At 53.3% G+C, this 23,990-nt stretch carries 22 protein-coding genes; 3 read left to right on the forward strand and 19 right to left on the reverse strand.

The window, feature by feature from the left end:
* Positions 1-43 precede the first annotated feature (43 nt).
* The 6 genes from KQI10_RS07685 to KQI10_RS07710 are packed head-to-tail and all read right to left on the reverse strand — an operon-like array spanning position 44 to position 5,145.
* On the reverse strand, positions 44-802 hold the full coding sequence (locus tag KQI10_RS07685) for a protein phosphatase 2C domain-containing protein (protein ID WP_253285206.1): 759 nt from the start codon (positions 800-802) through the stop codon (positions 44-46).
* Positions 799-1,227, reverse strand: a complete 429-nt coding sequence (locus KQI10_RS07690; protein ID WP_216566824.1) for a protein phosphatase 2C domain-containing protein — start codon at positions 1,225-1,227, stop codon at positions 799-801. Before KQI10_RS07690 ends, KQI10_RS07685 begins: the two co-directional genes overlap by 4 nt.
* Before the next feature lie 23 nt (positions 1,228-1,250).
* Positions 1,251-2,006, reverse strand: coding sequence for a VWA domain-containing protein (locus tag KQI10_RS07695; RefSeq protein ID WP_253285207.1), 756 nt, complete (start codon positions 2,004-2,006; stop codon positions 1,251-1,253).
* 17 nt (positions 2,007-2,023) lie between these two features.
* Positions 2,024-3,343, reverse strand: coding sequence for a protein kinase (locus tag KQI10_RS07700; RefSeq protein WP_216566825.1), 1,320 nt, complete (start codon positions 3,341-3,343; stop codon positions 2,024-2,026).
* Between the two features lie 48 nt (positions 3,344-3,391).
* The gene (locus KQI10_RS07705; protein WP_216566826.1) at positions 3,392-4,594 is read right to left on the reverse strand and encodes a leucine-rich repeat domain-containing protein; all 1,203 of its coding nucleotides are present in this window, start codon (positions 4,592-4,594) and stop codon (positions 3,392-3,394) included.
* A gap of 41 nt (positions 4,595-4,635) precedes the next feature.
* Positions 4,636-5,145, reverse strand: coding sequence for a hypothetical protein (locus KQI10_RS07710; RefSeq protein WP_216566827.1), 510 nt, complete (start codon positions 5,143-5,145; stop codon positions 4,636-4,638).
* Positions 5,146-5,543: 398 nt separating this feature from the next.
* Here KQI10_RS07710 and KQI10_RS07715 point away from each other — a divergent pair, with 398 nt between their 5' ends.
* Positions 5,544-5,888: a TnpV protein gene (locus KQI10_RS07715; protein WP_216566828.1), complete on the forward strand. Its 345-nt coding sequence runs from the start codon at positions 5,544-5,546 to the stop codon at positions 5,886-5,888.
* Positions 5,889-6,054: 166 nt separating this feature from the next.
* Here the strand turns inward: KQI10_RS07715 and KQI10_RS07720 are convergent, their stop codons facing one another.
* The 4 genes from KQI10_RS07720 to KQI10_RS07735 all read right to left on the reverse strand — a co-directional run bounded on the left by KQI10_RS07720 (position 6,055) and on the right by KQI10_RS07735 (position 9,248).
* Complete coding sequence (locus KQI10_RS07720) at positions 6,055-6,198, reverse strand: FeoB-associated Cys-rich membrane protein (RefSeq protein ID WP_216566829.1); 144 nt, start codon at positions 6,196-6,198, stop codon at positions 6,055-6,057.
* A gap of 67 nt (positions 6,199-6,265) precedes the next feature.
* Positions 6,266-8,743 carry a ferrous iron transporter B gene (locus KQI10_RS07725; RefSeq protein ID WP_216566830.1) on the reverse strand — a complete coding sequence of 826 codons (2,478 nt, stop codon included), beginning with the start codon at positions 8,741-8,743 and terminating at the stop codon, positions 6,266-6,268.
* A 17-nt stretch (positions 8,744-8,760) separates the two neighbouring features.
* On the reverse strand, positions 8,761-8,982 hold the full coding sequence (locus tag KQI10_RS07730) for a FeoA family protein (RefSeq protein ID WP_216566831.1): 222 nt from the start codon (positions 8,980-8,982) through the stop codon (positions 8,761-8,763).
* Between the two features lie 53 nt (positions 8,983-9,035).
* Entirely contained in the window at positions 9,036-9,248 is a 213-nt protein-coding gene (locus KQI10_RS07735) for a FeoA family protein (RefSeq protein WP_216566832.1), read from the reverse strand.
* Between the two features lie 387 nt (positions 9,249-9,635).
* On the opposite strand from KQI10_RS07735, the gene KQI10_RS07740 reads away from it, so the two are divergent.
* Positions 9,636-10,199, forward strand: coding sequence for a hypothetical protein (locus KQI10_RS07740; protein WP_216566833.1), 564 nt, complete (start codon positions 9,636-9,638; stop codon positions 10,197-10,199).
* Positions 10,200-10,243: 44 nt separating this feature from the next.
* On the opposite strand, the gene KQI10_RS07745 is transcribed toward KQI10_RS07740, so the two are convergent.
* Genes KQI10_RS07745 through murC form a run of 3 tightly spaced genes read right to left on the reverse strand, consistent with a single transcriptional unit; the run spans position 10,244 to position 13,109 of the window.
* Entirely contained in the window at positions 10,244-10,669 is a 426-nt protein-coding gene (locus KQI10_RS07745; protein ID WP_216566834.1) for a DUF1934 domain-containing protein, read from the reverse strand.
* Between the two features lie 2 nt (positions 10,670-10,671).
* A complete protein-coding gene (locus KQI10_RS07750; protein WP_216566835.1) occupies positions 10,672-11,733 on the reverse strand; it encodes a D-alanine--D-alanine ligase family protein in 1,062 nt (353 codons plus the stop codon).
* On the reverse strand, positions 11,730-13,109 hold the full coding sequence (gene murC, locus KQI10_RS07755; RefSeq protein ID WP_216566836.1) for a UDP-N-acetylmuramate--L-alanine ligase: 1,380 nt from the start codon (positions 13,107-13,109) through the stop codon (positions 11,730-11,732). Before murC ends, KQI10_RS07750 begins: the two co-directional genes overlap by 4 nt.
* Before the next feature lie 383 nt (positions 13,110-13,492).
* On the opposite strand from murC, the gene KQI10_RS07760 reads away from it, so the two are divergent.
* The gene (locus KQI10_RS07760) at positions 13,493-14,053 is read left to right on the forward strand and encodes a zinc dependent phospholipase C family protein (protein WP_216566837.1); all 561 of its coding nucleotides are present in this window, start codon (positions 13,493-13,495) and stop codon (positions 14,051-14,053) included.
* A 39-nt stretch (positions 14,054-14,092) separates the two neighbouring features.
* On the opposite strand, the gene KQI10_RS07765 is transcribed toward KQI10_RS07760, so the two are convergent.
* The 6 genes from KQI10_RS07765 to KQI10_RS07790 all read right to left on the reverse strand — a co-directional run bounded on the left by KQI10_RS07765 (position 14,093) and on the right by KQI10_RS07790 (position 23,727).
* Complete coding sequence (locus KQI10_RS07765) at positions 14,093-15,079, reverse strand: hypothetical protein (protein WP_216566838.1); 987 nt, start codon at positions 15,077-15,079, stop codon at positions 14,093-14,095.
* Positions 15,076-15,570, reverse strand: a complete 495-nt coding sequence (locus KQI10_RS07770; protein WP_216566839.1) for a dihydrofolate reductase — start codon at positions 15,568-15,570, stop codon at positions 15,076-15,078. The genes KQI10_RS07765 and KQI10_RS07770 overlap by 4 nt, the downstream gene beginning before the upstream one ends.
* An 8-nt stretch (positions 15,571-15,578) precedes the next feature.
* Positions 15,579-16,409 carry a thymidylate synthase gene (thyA, locus tag KQI10_RS07775; protein WP_216566840.1) on the reverse strand — a complete coding sequence of 277 codons (831 nt, stop codon included), beginning with the start codon at positions 16,407-16,409 and terminating at the stop codon, positions 15,579-15,581.
* Positions 16,406-18,052 carry a beta-galactosidase trimerization domain-containing protein gene (locus tag KQI10_RS07780; RefSeq protein ID WP_216566841.1) on the reverse strand — a complete coding sequence of 549 codons (1,647 nt, stop codon included), beginning with the start codon at positions 18,050-18,052 and terminating at the stop codon, positions 16,406-16,408. Before KQI10_RS07780 ends, thyA begins: the two co-directional genes overlap by 4 nt.
* Positions 18,053-18,218: 166 nt before the next feature.
* Positions 18,219-21,938: an SH3 domain-containing protein gene (locus tag KQI10_RS07785; RefSeq protein WP_216566842.1), complete on the reverse strand. Its 3,720-nt coding sequence runs from the start codon at positions 21,936-21,938 to the stop codon at positions 18,219-18,221.
* A gap of 61 nt (positions 21,939-21,999) precedes the next feature.
* Positions 22,000-23,727: an SH3 domain-containing protein gene (locus KQI10_RS07790; RefSeq protein WP_216566843.1), complete on the reverse strand. Its 1,728-nt coding sequence runs from the start codon at positions 23,725-23,727 to the stop codon at positions 22,000-22,002.
* Positions 23,728-23,990: the final 263 nt, after the last annotated feature.

The raw sequence follows: 23,990 nt of genomic DNA on the forward strand, positions 1-23,990 counted from the left end.
CCAGGATTATCGGCTGAGCTGTAAATCTTATTGTAGCACTTTGTTATCCATCTTTACCCTCTATTGAAATAGAAATGGCGTAAGGTTGCTGAGAACCGTCTTCAGCTGAATCATGTTCATGGGAATAAAGTTGAACTGCCTGCTTTAAAGTTTCCTGCGCAGCTATATACCGCTCACCAGCTGATATTTGCGTTTCCTTAGCCTGCTCAACCGCATTCCGAGCTTCAGCTTCTTTTTGATTGCAGTTTTCAAATGTCTTCTTCGCTTTTTGCAGCGCATCACAAACATAAACATATCGCTCGGCTGCGAGTGTAACCTCGTGCTCCGCTTTCTCTTTTTGCGCCAACGCATTTTTATATTCGCACTGTGCCTTTAGGAGTGCCACAAACCCGATTGACAACTTGGCAGATACAATTCCCGCAATGGAAACATCATCACCGCTGCCTCTCCTAGACAACCCTGGCAGGAATCCGCTAACTTCATTCTCTCCAACTTGCCGACCATGTTCCGCAAAAATCGATAGGATCGAGCGGTATAGAACGTATAACTCCTCCTCGTCAGCATAGGAGTCATCAATTCCATCCGTTCCCATCAATGTTGCGGCAGGGCATTTTGTTTTGAATGCATAGCGGAATTCATTAATTGCATCCGAATCACAGATAGATGTTGTAATATTTGACTGGCAGTTTTCATCCCACGGAATCGGTTCTTCAATGGTTCCATCTGTAGAAATAGTTACACATTTTCCATCGCCAATTTGAATTCCGAACCAGAACGATTCCGTTTGGCAAGCCGCTATCAACGTTGTACCATAGGCTTTTTCGGATTTGCGGCCAGATAAATACCTTTTTGATAGCGATCTGATGCATTATCCATCTCAGCCTGAGTAAACGGGTGCTCAGCCACATCTGCATACACAGCAGCATACCATTTAGAAAGGATACTTTTTGCAAGCTGCTCTAAATAGGCTTCTGGGCTTTCCGCAATACCAACATTGCAGTCAACTACTGTTTCAACAAATTCTTTAATCGAGCCAATCGCCGCCTCAACGGCATAACGGGAGCCTTTGTCTGTGCGGGGATAATCATCGCTGCCATGGCCGTCTGCAACAACAACAATGGACATACAGTCATCAGTATAGTGCCCAGATGAATCCTGACAAACTTTATTAGCCTTGATGTGATTATACCCCTGGGCAGAAAAAGCAAAATCATATATAGAGTTCATAATCGGGTCCTCCCGCTTATACCTTACCACTGTCCCCAATCACTGTCGTCAACTGTAATCGGTGCTGCTGCGGTATCGCTTGTCAAATCATTTTTCACTTCATTTACAATCTTTGCGGAGTCTTCCTCGGCTGTTGTATCAACATCGGATGTTTGTTTGCTATGACTCTGGAACTCAGACGCACGAACGCTAACCTTTCGAATCAGTGCCTTCAATGTGTGCTTGTCATTTACAGGAATTACAGATTCAGGCGTACCTGTAAAAGCTGCAAGAACAGATTTATCTGCATCATCGCCAATTGCAATAGCAATTTTAATGGCATGTTTGAACCAGTTGTTTTGCTTCAGCTGCTGCAGTCCCTTCTCCCAATTATCAGTTGGGCCGCCGTCGCTCACCAACAGAATAACGGGGGCATACGCCCCTGTCTGGGATTCCAGGAAAGCGTTTCTTGACAGTTTCTTGTCCAGTTCTTGACATGCGGCACCCAGATCAGTCAATCCGCCAGTCTGTAAATCGTTCCAGATTACATCCCCAATGCCAATGGGGCCAGAGGCAGGGGTAATCCACGAACAGCCGCTGGCAAACTGCATAATTGCAATTCTAATTTCCGCATCATCATTTGCAGAAGAAATTTCAGGCAAATCTACCGCAATCGCCTCCTCCATCGCTGAGTTGACAGCACCAATTTTTTCACCATACATGCTTCCAGAAGTATCAACTACATAGAAGAGCGTCATAATCTTTCGGGGGGACGGAGTAACCTGATCAAGCAGTGACATAATTCATTACCTCTCTATCAAAACTTTATTGCTGCGGCAACCTGTCCATTGCCGTGGAAATCAAATTGGAAGCCATCTTTGAGCGGAACAACGTTGCCAGGTGAAAGCGGTCTTTGCGTGTTATCTGGAAGTGTAATAATCCACGTTGTCTGCGAAGTATTGCGAATGCCCGTTAATCTGGGATCTTTCGGATTAGAAACGACCTCGCCAACAACGGTTTCAATATCTTCCAGCGTCGAATCAATATGCCATAAGTACAGCTTCATCCCAACATGAAGCGGAAGCTGGTAGTTCTTCAAAAGCAGAGTAGGCACCTGAGGAATCATTTTCTTGCACTCGATACATTTGCTGGGAGCAGCCACCTGATAAAAAGTCTCTTCCTTGCAAATCGGACATGTGCCAATTTCTGCACGGAGTCTGAAAAATGCGTCAAGCCATTCCTTTTCCAGCACTCTGGGCTTCCGCTTGTGCATGACATCCTGGCTAAATGCCCGAATGAATAAATCTTTGATGTACTGCGGATATACGCTCCAAAATAGTTTCAAATTGCAATCTGTACCTGGGATTGGTCGATTTCTCTTATCCACTGGATCATAAACAAAAATCGGTTCAGTACCGTAGTATTTCTTTTCCAATGCCTTTGTCATACACGGAGGGGTGGAGTAGCCCCCTTCCAGGGGATGATTGATGAACAGCAGACGGAACAGTACCACAGCCAGAGAAAACCTATCAGACTGCTTATCGGGATCAGACTCCAATGTTACAATTTCGGGAGCCATCCAACGCTGCTTGCCCATAATCCCCATATTGGTTCCGTATGGGGAAACATTGTCATTATCACAAATCAGGACATCACCCGTTATAGGGTTTATGAAAAAGTTGCCGTTGTTGATATCCTGATAACTGTATCCTCTGTTATGTAATTCCCGAAAGCCCTGTATAATATTGATGGCGGCAGCTGTGACGGCGTGAAATGATTTAAAGGAGACCTGCTTTTGCTTTCGAGAGCCAACAAAGAAATTGGTCAGCTCTTCATAACCATTGGGCCGGATATCCATGATATAGCCAAAGGTTCCATTATAAACTTCTGTAATTCCTTGGGGCCAAAGAAATGCTTTTGTCGGTGCGCCTTTCAAAATGTTGTTTTCCAGGTTCTTGTAAAAGGCCGCTTCGTTTCCCTTGAACACACCGTTGTGATACCATTTTAGTGCATACTCTTTTCCGTTATAGCTAACCTTGTATACGGTGCCTTGCCCGCCTGAACCAAATTCTGCCAGAACGGTAGCTGTGTCACCGTTTTTCATTTTTATGGTATCACCAACTTTTAGTGTTGCCATTTTCTGTATTTCCTTTCTTCTCCCAGATTTTAAGAACTGAATTGGTTATCAAGCTCTGACAACAGTTAGTCCTTCTTTTCGTGCGTATTCTACTGCTTTTGAGCCAGCATAGCAGGCAGCAGTAACTGTACCACTTGAACGCCCAAAGACTCTCCATCCAAATTCTTCAACTGTTGATGGAATTCTAATATTGGTAAATTTACACCCAGAAAAGGCGAAATTACCTAATTCTCGCAAGCCTTCATTAAGGACAACGTTGGTAATCTTACAATTACAGAATGCACCCTCCCCTACCACCTTCATTGAAGGTGGTAATATAATACTTTCCAATTCTGCGCAGCCCTCAAATGCATGTGCAGAAATCTCTGTTAAATTATCTGGCAGCATTACCGTTTTAAGGTGCCAGCAATTCATAAATGCATCTACCGGAATTGTTGTAATACCATTGGGCAAATCAATTGACTCTAAGCCAGACTCAGAGAATACACCTGTAACGCTCTCCCATGAGTACTCTTTGTGCCTTCCTTGTTTTATCGTAGTCAATGTTGTTGGCAGTGAAACCTTTTTTAACAGAGGGCATTTACAAAAAGCCCCTATTTCCAGCACTTTCGTTCCCTCACCAATAATTGCTTCTTGTAAATTGTCACAATTCTGGAACGCATGCACTCCAATCGTTTTAATGCCAGGTGCTATCACCAGCCTCTTTATCCCCTTGCAGGAATCAAATGCATTCGCGCCGATACATACAATTTGCTTTCCGTCAATAACATTGGGTACAAGCATGTCTTCCTGCTCAAAGCCAACAAACTTTGTAAGCTCTGCTTTCCCATTCCCCAAATCTTTTACTTCATAATCGCTTACGTTCCCTTTGATAACAGATGGCGTAGTTATTGGTTTATGCGTATGTCCTGTAACACTTGGATAATGAACACTTGTCGGCGTAAAGTGCATCGACTGTGATACACCCTTTCCGAGACAGACATCAATCCATGCATTCAGTCCATCAATAATACATGATTCCTGAAGTCCGTAATCACGCTCAATCTTCTGCACATACTGTACATACTGCGTATCAGAAATCGTACCCTTGGATTTTATTGTCAGGGGTACGCCACTTTCGTAGATATCCAGAAGGACGTTCATCTCTCTTGTCTTTCCTGGATACAGGTCCAATATAATTGAACGCATCAATGCTCTGCTTTGAAGACTATCCTTGGAATAGCTTAGCACCCTTTGCAAATCTATTTCCATACAAGGTCCCTTTCTCTATACTGATGTCTAACTTCTTAATCTTAGGACTTCCTGGTAATCAAACGCAAGACACCGAACACAAGGTTCCCATCAGGCACAAACACTTTCAGCGTTTCCTTTCCAAACTGGAATTCAACACAATTTGCGTATGGATTCACTGAAATCAGGTCATCCACTTTTTTATCAAATCCCTCAGAAGAACTTGTAAAGATAATTCTCCTGTTTGTGATATACAGAACGCCCTTTAGGGCGGTGTACTGTACATCGTCCACACTTGTAGTATCTCCACTGCCAAAATAGATACGGTTTCCTCGGAACAACCCTGGTGTGCTGACACCTGCATTCTTCCGAATCTTCCGTTGCTTTACAGTTCTTTTTTCATATAGAGCCTGATCCGCATAATGGCAGTATTCTTGATTCTTTAAAAAGAGATTTGACATTTGGAGAATTGGTAATTTTCCGCAGAGAATTTGATTCTTAGCAGCATCAGGCAAAACACTGGGGACTGCAGGAGTAGTTACTTTTGGTTGAAAAAAATCTGTGAAGCTCATGGAGGATTACCCCTTTGATAATCGATTCTATGCAGTTAGGTATAGCTATTCGAAAATATCAACCGATTGACTATATCCATACATAGCCGTCTATACCCAGTTATTCAAGTATAACTACATTGTAATATAAAATTTGGAAAAAGCAACAAAAATATGCACTGATACATCTCCTGCTGTTTTACTTTTTTATAAAAGTCAGGGCAATTTGATATATCCTTCTAAACGTACAATAACGTTACTGTTGTATTCTAACGGGTGCCGTGAGGGGGATTCTAAGAAAGCGATGCTTGCATTTGTCCATAGCCAGTCGGATTTGTTTTATGGCTTGTAGTACATTTGCTGGTTTCAAAAAATGAAGTCACAATATGTATACCATCAAAAATAATGGAGGGACAAATATGGAAATCACCTATACGCTTATCGGGGACTATTATCGCCCCAATCCGGTCGCACCGGAAAGCCCAAAGGTAGGCCGTTGGGGAATGTTGCGTTTCAACTATTTAAGGAAACACCGTGAGGCACTTTATACCATCATGCTTATGGAGAACACGCTGAACTCCCATCTGGAAGAAGTTGATCGTCAGGCGCGGGAAATGGAACAACTGCTTATTTCTCAGCTGGCACAGCAGGAGGGTATTACCGAGCAGTTGAAAGTGGAAAATCAAATGGAATGGATTGCCCGGATGAACAGCATTCGGAATCGGTCAGATGAAATTGTCTTGAACGATCTCATCTATGCCTAAAAAAAGTGAATCACGAAAACCGCCATGGTGCGCACTGATTCTGTCAGTTGCACCGTGGCGGCTTTTGTCATTTCTCACATAAATAAAAAATTATCAGAATTCATATTAAAAAACAGCCCGCTTCACAAAATGTAAAGTGAAGTGCTCAGCCGGGTTTGTTTTTCTTTCAGCACTTATGACTGCATCCGCCGTGGCAGGAGGCGCAGTCGCCGCCGCAGGAGGATTTGCCCTGCCTGCGGTCCTTGACCATGCCTCTGATGATCAGGCCGACCACAGCCAGCAGGACGGCAAGAACCAGAACAGTTCCCATAAAAATCAAACCTTTCTAAAAATAGAACCACTGGGGACGGCGAGCCGTCCCCAGCATTTGTAAGGATTTACACCTTAGCGGTCAGCTTATCGGCTTCCTTGTAAGGACGGACCAGCATGTAGACCATGAAGGCCAGCACTGCCAGCGCGGCGATCAGACCGATGACATTGACATTGCCGGTGAACAGGCCGCCGAACTGATTGATCATCAGGCTGATGCAGTAGGCAAAGCCGCACTGATAACCGATGGCGAACCAGGTCCACTTGGTGTTGTTCATCTCGCGCTTGATAGCGCCGATGGCCGCGAAGCAGGGGGCGCACAGCAGGTTGAACACCAGGAAGGACATACCGGAAACAGAGGTGAAGGTAGCGGCCAGGGTCTCATAGACATTGCCGGCAGCGCCGTACAGGATGCCCATAGTACCGACGATATTTTCCTTAGCGACCAGGCCGGTGATGGAAGCCACAGCGGCCTGCCAGTTGCCCCAGCCGAGAGGCGCGAAGATCCAGGCAATCAGGCTGCCGATCCGGGCCAGGATGGACAGGTCCATCTCCTCCTCAGTCAGCATCCGGAAGCCGTCGGCGGTAAAGCCAAAGTAAGTGGTGAACCACACCAGAATGGTGGACAGCAGGATAATGGTACCGGCCTTCTTGATAAAGGACCAGCCACGCTCCCAGGTGGAGCGGAGAACGTTGCCCAGAGTGGGAATGTGATACGGAGGCAGCTCCATAACGAAGGGTGCGGGATCGCCTGCGAACATTCTGGTCTTCTTCAGGATGATACCGGAGATGACAATGGCGGCCATTCCGATGAAGTAAGCGCCGGTGGAGACCCAGGGGCTGCCGCCGAAGATAGCGCCGGCAATCATGGCGATGAAAGGAACCTTTGCGCCGCAGGGGATGAAGGTTGTGGTCATAATGGTCATACGGCGGTCACGCTCGTTCTCAATGGTACGGGAAGCCATGATACCGGGCACGCCGCAGCCAACGCCCACCAGCATGGGGATAAAGGACTTGCCGGACAGGCCGAAGCGGCGGAAGATCCGGTCCAGAACGAAGGCGATACGGGACATATAGCCGCAGGCCTCCAGAATCGCCAGCAGGAAGAACAGGACCAGCATCTGAGGAACAAAGCCCAGGACAGCGCCCACACCGGCAATGATACCGTCATTGATCAGGCCGGAAAGCCAGTCGGCACAGTTCAGGCTGTCCAGCAGGTTGCCCACCAGCACAGGCACGCCGGGGACCCACACGCCGTAGTCGGCGGGATCAGGCTCGGTGCCGTAGGCATCCAGAGCATGTTCAATATCCTTATAAGAAGCGGTCTCGGTGGAAACGGCCAGAGTCTCCTCGTCTTCGACCTCGTAGTCGATGGAGGAACCGGCAGGAACAGCGGCACGCAGAGTATCGATAGCCTCAGCGGCAGCGGCCTCATCGTAATCCTCGCTCTCGGAATCCAAAGCGGCTTCAGTCGTCTCGTCACCGTACTCGGCAGCCAGGGCAGCGATGATCTCGTTGGTGTCGCCGTACTCATCGGCCGCTTCCTCATAGGCGGAGGTGCCGATGCCAAGCAGGTGATAGCCGTCGCCGAACAGGCCGTCATTTGCCCAGTTGGTAGCGGAGGCACCCACGGTGACCATGGCGATGTAGTAAACAAGGAACATAACCAGGGCGAAGATGGGCAGGCCCAGCCAGCGGTTTGTCACGATCTTATCGATCTTATCGGAGGTCGTCAGGCTGCCTGCCGCGCTCTTTTTCTTATAGCAGGACTTGATGATATCCGCGATGTACACATAGCGTTCGCCGGTGATGATGGACTCGGCATCGTCATCGGACTCCTTCTCGGCGGCCTGGATGTCGGTCTCGATGTGATCCAGAGTTTCCTTGGGAATGTTCAGCTGAGCCAGAACCTTGTCGTCGCGCTCGAAGATCTTGATGGCGTACCAGCGCTGCTGTTCCTCGGGCATAGCATGCAGGACAGCCTCCTCGATGTGGGCAATGGCGTGCTCCACAGGGCCGGAGAAGGTGTGCATGGGAACGGTTTTGGGGCCGGAGGAAGCCTTGATTGCGGCCTCCGCAGCCTCCTGAATGCCGGTGCCCTTCAGCGCGGAGATCTCAACGACCTGACAGCCCAGCTGACGGCTCAGCTCCTGGACGTTGATCTTGTCACCGGCCTTCTTGACCAGGTCCATCATGTTGATGGCCACCACAACAGGGATGCCCAGCTCGGTCAGCTGGGTGGTCAGGTACAGGTTCCGCTCCAGGTTGGTGCCGTCGATGATGTTCAGGATGGCATCGGGGCGCTCGCCGATCAGGTAATTACGGGCGACCACTTCCTCCAGAGTGTAGGGGGACAGGGAGTAAATGCCGGGCAGGTCGGTGATGATCACATCATCGTGCTTTTTCAGCTTGCCTTCTTTTTTCTCAACGGTAACGCCGGGCCAGTTGCCGACGAACTGATTGGAGCCGGTCAGGGCATTGAACAGTGTGGTCTTGCCACAGTTGGGGTTGCCCGCCAGAGCAATCCGAATGGTCTTGTTTTCCATTTAAGTTGTGAACCTCCTTACTCTACTTCCACCATTTCGGCGTCAGCCTTCCGGATGGACAGCTCGTAGCCACGAACGTTCAGCTGGATGGGGTCACCCAGGGGAGCGACCTTACGGACGGTAACTTCCACGCCCTTTGTCAGGCCCATGTCCATGATACGGCGGCGCACAGCGCCCTCGCCATGGATCTTGACCACCCTGGTCGTGGATCCGATGGGAACTTCTCTCAAAGTTTTCATTCTATTTCCTCCTAACTGCTTATTTACATACCATAAGAAGTTATCAAAAACGGTCAGATCATGATTTTTCTGGCCATTTCTTCACTGATAGCAATGCGGGATTCCTTCACATTGACGATCACATTCCCGCCCAGACGGCTGATGACCTGCACATTTCCGCCTACCACAAAGCCAAGGTTTTCCAGGTGCTTCTTCACTTCCGGAGTTCCTCCCACACGGCGGATGATATTTACGGCGTCATTGTCCGCAAAAGTCAGCGGCATCATATTGTCCCCTTCTTTCTTTGCATCGACTTACATTTCGATTAGCGCAGGCTAATCGAAGGGCCATAAATTAATTAGCTCTCGCTAACTGTCATAGATGATACAACGGAATCCCCCAGTTGTCAACCGGTTTGATAGGGAGAAGGAAAAGTTTGGCGGAAACCTCCAAAAAAGAAGTTAGCTTACGCAAACTATTTTGTATATAATTGGAAAGCGTGAACAAACGGGTGAATTGGACTTCTACCGGTCAAAAAAGTTTACCATCCATAATCGTGTTCCATAATTCGACTGACTTCGCCCTCCATCTTCCTGTATAGTATGGATTCACCAGGATCGGCTGTTATTCGCTGCAGTTCCCTCCTGAATTATCCTAAGGAAAGAGGCATTTGTATGTCGACCGAAAAATTTGATTTTAACGGCACCGCGCTTATCAGGAAGCTGAAAAGCACCCTGGAGCGTCTCGACCCCGGCTATGCCGAGGAATACCAACTCTATACGCAGGCGAAGCTCCGGTTATCCGACAGCGCCTTCACAGAAGCACTGGACAGCCGGCTTGCGGCCAAGCTGCTTTATGTTGCCTGGCAAGGAACCTGCTGGAATCTGGAATGCAGCAGGAATCCTGCGAACAAGCTCCGGATCCAAGCTGATTATGAGGAGCTTCACGGAGAAAGCCGTTTGGCAGTTCTCCCGGGGGTGCGTCTTGCCGAAAGGGCCATCTGCACCGCCATCCGGCAGTTCTCGCCGGAGCAGCAGGCGCTTGCCATGCAGGTTCAGGATTTCTACGCATACCTGGAAACCGTAGGCTTTAAGCTGGCGCACCTTTGGGGCTTCCAATGGGGCAACGTTTTCTTTCCGGAGGTCATCCCCGGATATGTGCCGGACATCCACTTCACGTTCAAATACAGGCATATGGTGGAACAGGATCTGGACATGATTTTGGCAGACCCGGCATAAAAAAAGCCCTGCCGGGCACAAACGTGCCTGACAGGGTGGCAAAATTATTCTTTACTCCGGATATCCAGATGGTAGTCGATCACGCCGGCCTCGGTGTTCTCAATGCATATCTCATAGACCAGATCTACCATACCGCCGTCCGGCACCAAATCGTAAAAGACCCTTGTGGCTTTGACCGTCATCAGCAAAGCGCCAAATTCCAGCTGGTACAGGGAATCATGGGGCACATTTTCCTGAAAGACCATGGCGGAGGACAGTTTCCCGGACCGCAGCAGCGTCACCTTTCCGGGTTCCACCCGGAAGGTGGTCGTCACGCCTTCCATACCGGTCAGCGCGCTTTCCTCATAGGAAATGTCCCAACCCCCGTTCCGGAATTCCATGGTGCCGTCTGTGACCAGTTCGATGACCTCCGGCTCCTGATTCCCATAGGTCTGCCGTCCCTGAATGCGCAGGACAACATTCTGCTTCATGCTCAGGCCTCCAGCGCCAGCTTCAGCAGCTGATCGATCAGAGCGCCATAGGGAATGCCGCTGGCCCCGAAGAGTTTGGGGTACATGGAGATGGAAGTGAAGCCGGGAATGGTGTTGATCTCATTGAAGACCACTCTCCCCTCCTCCGTCACGAAGAAGTCCACCCGGCTCATGCCCTGACAGCCGATGGCGCGGTAGACCTTTACGGCCATATCCCGCACCTGCTCGGAGGACTCCTCAGAAATGCGGCCGGGGATATAGGCAATGGAGGTATCCGTAATGTATTTGGCATCGTAATCATAGAAGTCCGCGCCGGAATCGATCTCACCGCAGACAGAGGCCATAGGACTCTCGTTGCCCATAACGGCAACTTCGATTTCCTTACCCTGAATGTACTCCTCCACCAGCACCTTATCATCAAACCCGGCGGCCGCCTCCAGTGCCGCCGCCAGAGCCTGACGGTCTCTGGCCTTGGAAACGCCTACGGAGGAGCCGGTACCGGCAGGCTTCACGAACATGGGATACCGGAACTTCACTTCCAGACTGTCCAGAGTTCCCTCCAGTCTGGTCCCCAGGTCCCGGCGGCGCACCAGTGCCCAGGCAGCCTGTGGGATTCCCGCGTTATCCGCCACCAGCTTGGTCAGGGTCTTATCCATGGAAACCGCAGAGGCCGCAACGTGGGGGCCAACATAGGGAATGCCCGCCAGCTGCAGCAGGCCCTGAATGGCGCCGTCCTCACCATTTTCGCCATGCAGCACAGGGAACACCACATCAATGCGCTCCCGCACCACGCAATCGCCCTCAAAATTCAGCAGACCCTGACCCCGGATGGGGGAAATGGCCGCCTGCCGGTTCTCCGGGCAATGCTCCCACTCGCCGCTGGGCAGCTTGGAATAGTCCCGGCTGCCATAGAGCATCCAGCTGCCGGACTTGGTAATGCCCACAGGGAAAATGTTGTATTTCTCCGGATCCATATTGTTGAGTACCGATTCGGCGCTGCGTAGAGACACCTCATGCTCCGGGCTTCTGCCGCCGAACAGCACGCATACGCTGAGCTTTTTCATACCTTTTCCTCACTTTCCGCTCCTGCCAGCAACGCTTCACCGGCCCGGAAAATATCACCCGCGCCCATGGTCAGCACAATATCGCCGGGCTGAATGATGCTCCGCAGGCAGGCGGTCACATCCTGCAGCGTCTCGCAGTAGACACTGCCCGGAATCCGGGCTGCCAGATCCGCGGAGGAAATGCCAATGGTATTGCTCTCCCGGGCGGCATAGATCTCCGCCAGAACCACCACATCCGCTTTTTTCAGCTCCCGGATGAAATCATCCATCAGGAGCTTGGTGCGGGTATAGGTATGGGGCTGGAACGCCAGAACCACCCGGTGATCTCCCAGACTCCGGACAGCTTCCAGCGTGGCCCGCAGCTCATCAGGATGGTGGGCGTAGTCGTCATAGACCTTGGCGCCGTTATACTCGCCCTTGTATTCCATCCGGCGGCCCGCGCCGTGGAAAGCCTTCACACCGTCGGTCACCTGCTGTCCGGGGATGCCCATATACCAGGCAGTCGCCGCCACAGCCAGAGCGTTCATGGTGTTGTGCTTGCCCAGTACGCCCAGATCCATATGGCAGTAGGGCTTGCCGTCGCAGAGCACGTCAAAGTGTCTCCAGTCCGCGCTGATGTTTGCCGCACGAACCCGGTTCGTCTCTCCCAGGCCAAAGGACACATAGGGGATGCCCTCCAGAGCCTGAACTGTATGCGGGTCGTCGCCGTTGGCAATGACCCCGTCGGAGGCCATTCCGGCAAATTTATGGAAGGACTTCTGGATGTCCGCCAGATCCTTGAAGTAATCCAAGTGATCCGCCTCCACATTCAGCACAACAGCCAGTGTGGGGTAGAAATTCAGGAAGGAATCGCAATACTCGCAGCTTTCCAGCACAATGGTATCGCCCTTGCCTACCCGGTGGCCCGCATGGAGCAGCGGCAGGTAGCCGCCGATCATGACTGTGGGGTCCCTTCCCGCCTCCATAAGGATATGCGTCATCATGGAAGTGGTAGTGGTCTTGCCGTGGGTTCCGGAAATGCAGATGGCGTTTTTATAGGACTTCATAATCTCGCCCCATGCCTGAGCCCGCTCAAAAACGGGAATGCCCGCGGCACGGGCAGCGGCGATCTCCGGATTATCGTTATGGGCGGCGGCAGTGCGGATGATGCAGTCTGCCCCCTCTATATTCTTGGCACTGTGACCGATATCCACATGGATGCCATGGGCGATCAGCTCATCCGTAGACACGGAGGAACTCATATCCGAGCCGGAAACCGTCATTCCCATGCCCTTCAGCACCAGTCCCAGCGGCCGCATGGATACACCGCCGATACCAACCAGATGCACATGGCATCCGGGCTTTAAGTAGGCGGATATCTCCTTATTCTTGTTCATGTATCTATCCCCCGAACGAGAAAAATTACTGACTTTTCCTATTATACTACGTCCGGGGGATTATTACAACCACAATTTTTTCCGATTACCGTACAAACACCGTGCTGATCCACACAAGCCATGCCGCCTGAACCGTTGCCAGCAGAAGCGTCGCAAATTCATACAGGAACTCTTTCATATCGGTTTTTCTCCCCTCTTTTTTCGCTTGCAGGGCTATTATAGTTCCCCTGTTCTGTCGAATAAACGCAAAGAAGGGCATTGCTTCCAAAAATTCCGTGAAATTTACCGAGGACTTAAGAAAAAGATAATACTTTGTTGTTCACACTTTTTTCCGGGTCTGTGCTATAATGGGCGGCAGAAACAATGAGCAAAGGAGGCACCCCATGCGCGGAAAAAGCCACCGTCAGATAGGCGCTTATCTTGCAGGCGTCTATTTTCCTCATATTCCCCCCGTGTACCGCCGGGCTTTTCTGCTGGGCTGTATTGAGCCGGACCGAAACTTCGCCACCTACTTCAAAGGCTCCATCCGTGCCCAGTGGCTCCGGGGACACAACTATGAGAACGCCAAAAAATACATGTCCCGGATCGCACGGCACCTGGAAAACAAGCCCAGTTGGAACTGCCTGGACTACTACACTGCCGGAAAGCTGATCCACTACACCGTTGACGCTTTCACCTATGCCCATAATGCCAGCTTTCCCACAGATCTGCGCGAGCACAAGGTCTACGAGGCCGCCCTGCAGGATTATTTTCTGGAGTTCCTGAAATCTCACAACACGTCCCCCCGGAAGCCCTATCATTCCGTGATGGACACCATTCAGAAGAATCACTGCGAATACCTGCGCACCACTCCCAACATCCTCCGGGACGCGGCCTACGCCTTCTCCGTCAGCTGCTGCGTCGCCCAGATGCTCTCCCGCCGTCCGGCGGCGGCAATGGCATAAATAATATCCCTGCCCTCAAGATGGGAGCAGGGAATTTCTTTATTCCTCAATGGGATTATAGTCTGTATTTCCATAAGCTGCGTAGGCCTGGGCCATGAAGGTATCATGATCCGTGTTCCACTGTTCAAAGGCAGGATCCTGGCGATGATCCGTCAGTAGCTTCAGGTCTTCCAGATAAGTCCCCAGGTACTTCGTCGCCTTTTTAGCACCCCAGAAGTTCAGGTGATCACCCTTGTCTGCCGTATCGATGGACCAGTCAATGCCAATTTCTTCGGTATGCAAATCCATATCCAGATAGGGCAGTCCGTTTTCCTCGGCGAATGCCGCCAGAGCCTTGCTGCGGGGCATATCCATATTTTCAGTGCTCGGTATGCTGAACAGCACCAGCTGGCTGTCTTTTTCCCGGCAAAGCTCCATGATTTTACGGACATACGGAAAGGTCGACGGATTGAGCTGTATGCTCTCATCCGAAGGCACCATATAATGCGACGCATCCGCCGGCTCGATCAGCTTACATAGATAGTACCCCTTCTCCGGTGTAGTGCAGGTATAGTCTACCCGGTGAAGCATCTGCTTTAGTGAAACATCCTTCCAATTGCTGTGATACCGCAGCAGCGGGAATATCCGTTCCAGCCTCAGCTGTGCGTCATAGTTGGGATCCACCGGACGGAAAAACAGGTGCGTCTCCAGCAGCACCACCTTGGGAGACTGTCGTTCCATAAACTGTTCCATCAGTTCCAGCGCCTTGGGCAGGGATTTTCCCGCCGTAGCGCAGACGTAAGAGGTATAGCCGCACTCGTTCCAAAGCACCGCTGGAATCATACCGAATTTGGGCACGCTGTCCCCCAGGACCAGCACATCCAGACTTTGCTCCGGTTCTCCTAAAAAGGCATTGCTGATAAAATCCTCAACCCCCGCCTCCCGGGTATTGTCCTTTGGCAGAAAAACCCAAGAGAAAGCCTCGATGAGCAGCACCAGTATCACACAAAAGAGCACCGCAGAGCCAAAATGCCGAAAGCGCTTCACTGATTGCCCACCTCAATTCTCTCGTACAGGCAGAATTCAAAGCCTATGCCGTTCTCTTCCCCGCTGTCCAGGGTTTCCGCCAGTCTCCACTCCGGGCTTTCGTCCAGATCAGGAAACCAGGTATCGCATTCCACATGGGTTTTCAGCTTTGTAACATAGGCTCTGTCACAATAGGGCAGCAGCTGCCGGTATACGCTCCCCCCGCCGATAACCATGGCCCGGGGGGCTTTTTGCGCCAGCTCCAGAACTTTTTCCACATTTTCGCACAGGGTAAAGCCCGGATAGTCCCCGCCCTGCCTTGTGAGAAGCACATTTTCCCTGCCGGGCAGGGGCTTTTTCCCGGGGAAATCCTCCACCGTCCGGCGTCCCGCGATGACCATGCAGCCCCTTGTGGTCTCCCGGAAAAATTTCCGGTCGGCGCTGAGGGCGATGGGCTGGGTACCGTCCTTCCCGATGCCCCAGTCTTCATAAACCGCTACAATCAGTTCCATAGGCCGCCTCAGATCGCCATGGGGATCTCAAAATTGAATGGATGATACCGATAGTTTTCCAGGCGGAAAGAATCCTTGGTAAAGGCATAGAAATCCGTAACGCTTTCATCCATGGAGAACTTCGGCGCCTCAAAACCGTCCAGTTCCAGCATGGCCTTGACGGTGGGAATGTGCCGGTCGTAGATATGGCAGTCGGCGATCACATGGACCAGCTCGCCCACCTTCAAGCCGGATACCTGGGCCATCATATGGGTCAGCACGGCGTACTGCACCACATTCCAGTTGTTGGCCGTCAGCATATCCTGGGAGCGCTGGTTCAGAATGGCGTTCAGCGTGTCCCCCGTCACGTTGAAGGTCATGGAATAGGCGCAGGGGTACAGGTTCATTTCGTGCAGATCTTCAAAATTATAGATATTGGTCAGAATTCGCCGGGATGCCGGGTTGTGCTTCAGATCATACAGCACCCGATCCACCTGGTCGAACATTCCCTCTTTATACCGGTGCTTCAGCCCCAGCTGGTAACCATAGGCTTTGCCGATGGTACCGTCTTCTCCTGCCCACTCATCCCAGACGTGGCTGCCCAGATCCGCAATGCGGTTGGACTTTTTCTGCCAGATCCACAGCAGCTCATCCACGGCGCTTTTCCAGTAGGTCCGGCGCAGAGTCATAATGGGGAATTCCTCCGCCAGATTATACCGGTTCACCACGCCGAACTTTTTAATCGTATGGGCCGGGGTGCCGTCTGCCCAATGGGGACGGACTTCCAGCTTCTCATCGGAAAAGCCGTTTTCCAGAATGTCCCGGCATGTGGCCTTGTAGAGTTCATCTGCTCTGCTCATAGGTCTCCCTCCAAAATCTTTACATCCCAGCCCTTCAGTTCCAGCGGCTCCCCCTCGTCCAGATGCTTTCCGGAGAACAGCTCCGTCCCCGTGGCCGGACTGGGCACCACCCGGGACGCCGGACTGTAATGCAGCAAAAAAGTAACGCTTTTTCCGTCCTTATTTGTGCCGCGCTTCTGGACCACAGGCCATGCGCTTTCCGGCACGGGAATATGCCACATGGCCAGAAGCCGCAGCAGCACCGGCTCAAAGCCATCCTCGCTGTAGCAGCCGAAATAGGCCGCCTGTCCTCTGCCAAATCGGCTGCAGCAGGCCGCGGGTATGCCCCGCCAGGCAGGGCTGTCATAAATTGCCAGACCCATGGCGTCCTCCGGCTCCAGCAGCTCCATATAATCCGACACCTCGGAAACATACTCCGGCAGGCAAACCTCCTCCGGAATGGTAAACTCCGAACAGGACATGCTGAAGACATCTGTCATTCCGTAGGGCCGCCGTGCAGTGCGTACACGCCCCTTTTCATCCGCGAAAAAACTGCGGAAGGTGGAGAGCAGACAGCCCCCCTGGGTCACAAAGTCCCGCAGGGCCCCGATCAGCGCTTCCGAGGCGCAGTACAGGCAGGGCGTCACCACCAGGGCATATCCCGAAAAGTCCCGCAGGCTATCCGGGATCAGGTCCACCTCTATATTCAGGCGGTAAAAGCTGTCGCACACCCATTGCAGGTAGTCGTCGTAGCTCTTTTCCCCCAGTTTGGGCATACGTCTGGCGCTTTCCGGGCTGACCAGCACCGCCACACGGCTGCGCTTGCGCAGCCGCGTAATATGGCTGCCCAGCCGCGCAAACTCCCGGCCGACCCTTTCGATTTCATTGTATATTCTTCCCGGAACACCATCGTAGCCGATGATTCCCTGACAGTCGCTGTCCGGGGTTGAATGCCATGGCCGGTAGCACACCCCGTCCGCGCCGGAGGCCACATGGTGAAACGCCGCCAGCCGCAGCTGGCCCGGGTAGGGCAGCTGTCCCAGGCTGCCCCGACTCTGGGTCTGTGCCACCAGAAAATTTCCGCCCCGGGCGCATCTTGCCATGTCGCCCTGAAAATTCAGGGAAGAACCCGTATTTTTCAGACCTGCCGGGTGGAAAATACCGCAGCCAAAGTGCTGGGCACCGGTCTGAAGAAAGGGATCCGCCGCGCTTTCCAGCGGCGAAAGGGCCGTCACGGAACAGCCGCGCTCCTGCAAATACGCCGTCTGGAACCTGGCGAGCGCGCTTCCAGACGGCTGTCTGCCGTCCACCTGGAAGGCCGTCGCCTCATACTCTGCCCCAAGGGCCTTCAGCTTTTCCAGCAGTCCCAGATTGGAAGAAAAGATTTCTTCCTCGGATGCGCCCTTCAAGCGTTCCGGCACCGGCCATCCGGGCACGGCAATAACAGCCTCCAGCGCCGTTTCCCGGCACAGCCGCAGCACCGTTTCCAATTGTTCCAACGCAAAGCGGCCCGCTTCCGGCTCCCAGCTCTGCCAGCCGGCGCCCTCAAAGCAGACAACATTCATCTCCGCCGCCTCCATGGCGGCCAGGTCCTCCCGGATCTGTTCCGGCGGGACGTTTTCTATATGATATACCGCACCGTAATACAGTCCGGAATGCTCCATGTCCTCAGCTCCCGCGTGCGCTCCTGCGCGCATAGAATTCTGCGCTACATTCTAGCACAGTTTTCACAGCTTTTCCACAGTTTTTTTCACAAAATATCCGTCCGCATAAAAAATGGTGCCGACGCGCCCGAAGGCGCGCCGGCAAATGGAATGGAATGGAGTGGTATCAAGGAGTAGGAATGGTGCCGTCTGCCAGCACATACTGCATGGCGATCCAGCCCAGGCTGGTACGGCCCCAGGTTTCGCCGCTGTATTGCTTCTGCTCCAGGATCTCGACCCGGGAGTTTACCATGACCTTGCCGACCAGGGCGTTGCCCACGCCGGGAGCGGAACGGACATTGGCAGTGTAGAAGCAGCGGGCAATGGTACCGGCAGTGCCGGAACCGGTGACGCTGGTACCGGTGTAGGTCACATAGCTGGTGCAGATCCAGCCCTGATCGCAGCGGCCCCAAATCATGCCGCCTTTCAGAACGTGCTCATAGATGACCACATTGGTGTACAGGGGCAAGGTCGCGGTCTGGGTATAGCCCTGACCCGCGCCGTTGCGGACGGCCAGATTCTTGGTGTTGACGAAACCTACGCCGATGGCGCCGGTGGGTACGGTGGTCAGGATGGAGTTGCCGGACAGGCTGCCGCTGGGAACCGTGCTGGTGGTGCCGTTATTGGCCTTGGAGCTCAGATCCACATACTGCATGGCGACCCAGCCCTGGTCGATGCGGCCCCACAGGGCGTTGTCCACAGTCTTCTGCTCATAAACAGTGACCGGGGTGCCCCGCTTCAGGGTCGTGACCTTGGCATTGGCAACGCCGGCGGCGGAACGGACATTGACCTCGTCCGCATTGACAATGGTGCCGGTAGCAGCGGTGGTCGTGCCGCCGTTGTTGGTGCTTCCGCCATTGTTGGTATTGTTATTGCCGTTATTATTGTTATTGCTGTTATTATTGTTGCTGCCGTTGTTGTTATTGACGCTGGCAGTCAGGCTGGTGCCCGCCAGGTTGATCCAGTAGTAGTTGGGCATACCGGAGGCGGACTTTACGGAGATCTGGCCCCAGGCGGTCTTGCCGTCAACCAGAGTCCGCTCGATTACGGAGATCTTCTCATTCTGCCGCTTAGACAGGGTAGACTTGGTGGTCAAATCGCCGGCCGTAGTGTACAGGTAGATAATATCTTCGCTGACGGTGGCCTCCACGGCATTCTGGTCGATGTTTGCCAGATCAATCCAGCCCACGATGCTGCCGTCGGTAATCTTGCCTCTCAGGGTGGCCCCGTTCTTGTACCAATCGGTGACTGTGACGGTCCGGTTCTTAGCCAGCTTCAGCAGAATGGTGTTGTTATTGGCCGCAGAGTAGACAGGGGTCTCCGCCTTGGTCGTGCCGGTAATGGGGGTATTGCCCACAGAGACGCCGGTGACGACATTGGATTCAGGCACATCCAGCTTCAGGTTGTGCATCTGGACCCAGCCCTGATTGCTGCTGAGCTTGCCCCAGACGTAGACACCGTCGGTCCACTGGGCATCCACCTTCACAGCGGTATTGACGCCCAGCACATCCTTCACAGTGCTGTCAGCGGAGTGATTCGTGTAAACGTTCAGCGTTGTAACGGAGACGGTGCCGCTGAGGGTAGGCAGGGTCACGTTTGCAGGCTTCTGGGTACCGTCGTCGAAAGCGCCGCCCTGGGCCCAACCGGTGACGGAGCCAACCGTGGTCTTGAACCAGATCTCATTGTTGATAATGGTACGGTCGGAGATGACGAAGGTGTTGCCCCTTACCAGCTTCAGCAGCTCGGTGCCGGGCTTTGCCACAGCTTCCTTGTAGACGGTCATGGTCTCAGCCGTGACCTCGCCCAGAGCGCTGACGCCTGTATAAGTCTTTACAGGGTTGTTGGAACCGCTGCTGCCGTTGTTGGTGCCGTTCTTGATCTCATTCTCGGCGCCGGCATCCAGCTTGACATAGTCCATGTATACCCAGCCTTTGCCGTCCACCAGGCCCCAGCCGTTTTCCAGCTTGGTAATGGCCACGCGCTTGCCCACGCCGATGGTGGTCACCAGGCGGCCCTGGATCTTGGCGGCGTCACGGACGTTGACGGCCACGGAGCAGTTGACAACAGTGCCGTTTTCCTTGGCTGCGGCGGTACTGTTATTGGAGCCGCTATTGGTATTGTTCTTCTGAATCTGGACATAGGTCATGCAGATCCAGCCGGTCTTACCCTTGTAATTGATCCGGCCCCAGCTTGCGCCGTTGTAATCGCCGATCTCCAGCAGCTCCACATTGGTGCCGGTGGGCAGGGAGCCGATCTGATTCAGGACGCTGATCTTGGGTTCGCTGCGGACCCGCAGGTTGATGGAACTGGTGACGATGCCGGTGGCAATTACGCCGGGATTGTCGCTGGGCGCGGGGTTGGGATCGGAGGCCAGATGGATGGTTTTCAGATCCACATAGCCGGCGTCGGACAGACCCAGGCGCTTGGCCTCGTCCTTATCCAGATAGCCCCAGGCCACGCCGTTCTTCTCGGAAAAAGGAGAGACTTCCTTGCCCGCGGTATCCGTCTGGTAGTAGAAGGTGACTTTGGTTTTCTTAGGCAGCGTGCCAACGGTGCCCTTGCTGGTGTCCGTATCCTTGTAGACGATAATGGTGGAAGCGCTGACCACCGTACCGGTGTCCGCGATTTTCTTCGCTACGGGGTCCGCACTGTCCAGAGCGGACAGCTGGCTGCCGAAGCCGAAAGCGGTGGTCTCGCTCAGGTAGCTCTGATTCAGCAGAATCCACTCATTGGCGGTTCTGCTGACCCGGCCCCAGCGCTCTGTACCCACCGTCTCCACACGGTAGACCTCCAGAGTCGTGCCGTTGGCGACGGAGTACTTCACGGCGCTGGTGCTGCTCGTACCGGCCCGGACATTAACCTGACCGTCCGTCAGGATCTTCACGATTTCCTGCAGGCCGCCATAAGCGGTGGTCAGAGGCACGGAACCGGGATTCACTTCCACGTCCGCGGGGTTCACATAGTATGTACCGGTATTCGTGCTGCCGCTGTTGACGTCCTTCAGATTGGTAACACGGTAGCGGCCGTTTTCCAGTTCATTGGCATAGTCAAAGGTCGTGCCCTTGGCCAGCAGCAGCGCTACGGTGTCGCCGGTGGAGGCGGAATAGGCATTGACCAGGTCCTTATTGATCCGGCCGACCTTCGCCTGAGCGGTCTGCATGGGGGTCAGGACCTTCTCCGTAAAGCCGCAGGTGGTGCAGCTATGCTCGGCGACGCCGTTCTTCTTCTCGGTGGGATCGGTCACATACCGCCAGGGGCCAAACGTATGAGACGCATAGCTGTGGTGGTTTTCAGCAGCAGTGGCCACATACATAACCTGCTTATAGCCGCAGCCATTACCGGCGACACCGTTGGCGTCCTCCAGGCTGCATGTGTATTCGCTCACCACATAGGTGATGCCGGGAACCGGAGAGACGGACTTCGTAGAGGAAACCTTGGTATTATCCACAGTTCCATCATGACTGTGGCCGTTTCCCTCGGTCTCCGTCAGCAGGGTATAGCTGGCATCGCCCTTGACGCAGGCAAAGGTCTTGGTTCCGTTGCTGTTCACGGTGACCTTGCTGTAGTCGTGGCCGGTAGGGGCCTGGAAATTGTCATAGACAACCTGGCCGCACTTGGTGCAGGTATACTTGGTATAGCCCGCCGCAGTGCAGGTGGGCGCCGTTACGGACGCCTTGCTCAAATTCAGCGTCGTACCGGCATGGGTGTAGTCATGATCGCAGAGCGGGGAAACGCTCACGGGATTCACGACGGTGCTGCCGCCGTCCGCCATCGCGGCTACAGGCATGGCAATGAGCATTGCCAAAACCAGCAGTCCCGAAAGGGCGCGTTCAAAACTTTTTTTCATGATGTTTGTCCTCCAATCCATTTTGCTGTTATTCCATTATTCCATTTAATTCCATTGGGCTTCAGCCCATTTTGACGTAGCTCATACAGACCCAGCCCTGGGCTGTCTTACCCCAGGAGGTCCCGGAGACCTTTGTCTGCTCTGTAATCTCGATCTTTGTGCCGGGCGTCAGCTGGCCCACTCTTGCGTAATTCGTTCCGGGTCCGGAACGGACATTCAGGTTCGTGCTGCTGGTGACGGTCCCCGTTCCCGTCCAGTTCTCCTCGCCGGAGGCCTGTGCGGAAAGGGACACGTAGGTCATGCAGACCCATTGGCTTGTCTGAATTCGGCCCCATTTCACACCGTCCACGGTTCGGTACTCATAGATGGACACCGCCGTACCGGGGCTCAGGGTCTTGATCCTCGCGTAGCCGGTGCCGGGGCCGCTGCGGACATTCAGTCCGGTGGTGGTTTTCACTGTTCCGGTGTTCTGCACCGCCGTGGTGCCGTCGCCGCTGACGGAGGAATTGGATTCGCTGCCGGGCTGCGGGGTTTCCGTTCCGCTGCTTTCCAGCCGGACATAGGCCAGGCAGATCCATTGGCCGTCCCCGATCCGGCCCCAATTCAGGCCGCCGGAGGTTTTTCGTTCATAGACCGTTACGGTCTCGCCGGAATTCTTCCGGCCCACAATACCGTATCCCGTTCCCGCGCCGCTGCGGACATTCACATTGCTGCCCGTTACGGTACCGGAGGTCTTCTCGGAACTTCCGGTATTGGAACCGGAGTTCAGCGTCACATAGTCCATGCAAATCCAGCCATTGGACATCCGCCCCCATTGGGATGCGCCTACCCATTTGGTCTGGTATATCTCCGCCTTGGTTCCGGCTGTGGCCCGGGCCAGAATGGTGTAGTTCGTGCCGGGTCCCTTGCGGACATTCACATAGGAGGTGCACTTGACGGTGCCTTCGGCAATGACGGTGTTCGTTCCATCGCTGCCCTCCGGATCCGAGCCGCTGACCCAGCCGGAAGAACCATTGGAAGAATACTGGGCATAAAGGGTAACGCCCGCGGTGGAGCTGTCCAGGGCCGTTACTCTGGTGCCGCCGCTGCGCTGGGTGTACCAGCCTGCGAAGGTGTAGCCGCTGAGACTTGGATCCGCCACCAGAATCTGGGTGGATCCGTTTCTGCGGTAGCCCTGCATCTTATCCTCGCCCCCACTTCCCGGGGTGCCGCCGTTGGCATCGAAGATGGTGTATGTATAGGTGCCGCTCTTCTTGCCGTAGACGCCGTTCAAATAGATGTCCGCCTCTGCCATGCGTCTCTGGAGCAGGCCCGGATCCGGGGAAGCTCCATTGTTGGCCCAAAGGCTCATGCCGAAGAGGAATTTCTCTTCGGCGGCGCCGCTTGTAATGGCGTCCCGCAGCCGTCCGGAGGAATTCATCCAGCCGGTACCCACATTATAAGAGAAGCTCGCCAGCGCGTCGAATTGCTGCTGGGAAAAGCTCAGGTTCCACTTTGCGGCGAAGGTGTTGATTTTCGTCTCCACCGTTTCCAGATGGGCACGCAGGGCCTTGTCTGCCTCTGCTTCCGTAATGGTCTGGCCGGGACTGCCTGCCGTACCGTAGCCGATGCTCCACTGGCCGCCGCTGACATAGGCGCTGGCCCGGAAGCCCTCCAGCTGTTTCAGTACGGTGATCAGGTTTTCGCTGACCGTCTGCTTTGCGTCTGCGGAGGCGCTTGTTACCGTGGCCGGAAGCATCACCACCAGCAAACAAACCGCCAGCAAACCGCAGAGGAATCGATTCTTCATGGGACACTTCCCCTCATGGTTTCTAAATTTACTGGTATTATAACAGAGATGATTACAAATTGCAACCCCTAATTTCAAAATAATTACATATTTGTAACCCTTTTGTTTCTTCGTTTTTCTTTTCGATGTCTTTTTTCGAGGATTCCGTCCATTATCTTCCAATTTCCGCCAAAACAATAACAATTTTGTAATTTTCAAATTGCATCGCGGCGCCGATCCGCCTTGACTTTTCCTCCCCCGCTTGCTATACTCCGAAAAAAAGC

It is taken from the genome of Pseudoflavonifractor sp. MSJ-30, assembly GCF_018918045.1.
Lineage (GTDB): Bacteria > Bacillota > Clostridia > Oscillospirales > Oscillospiraceae > Faecousia.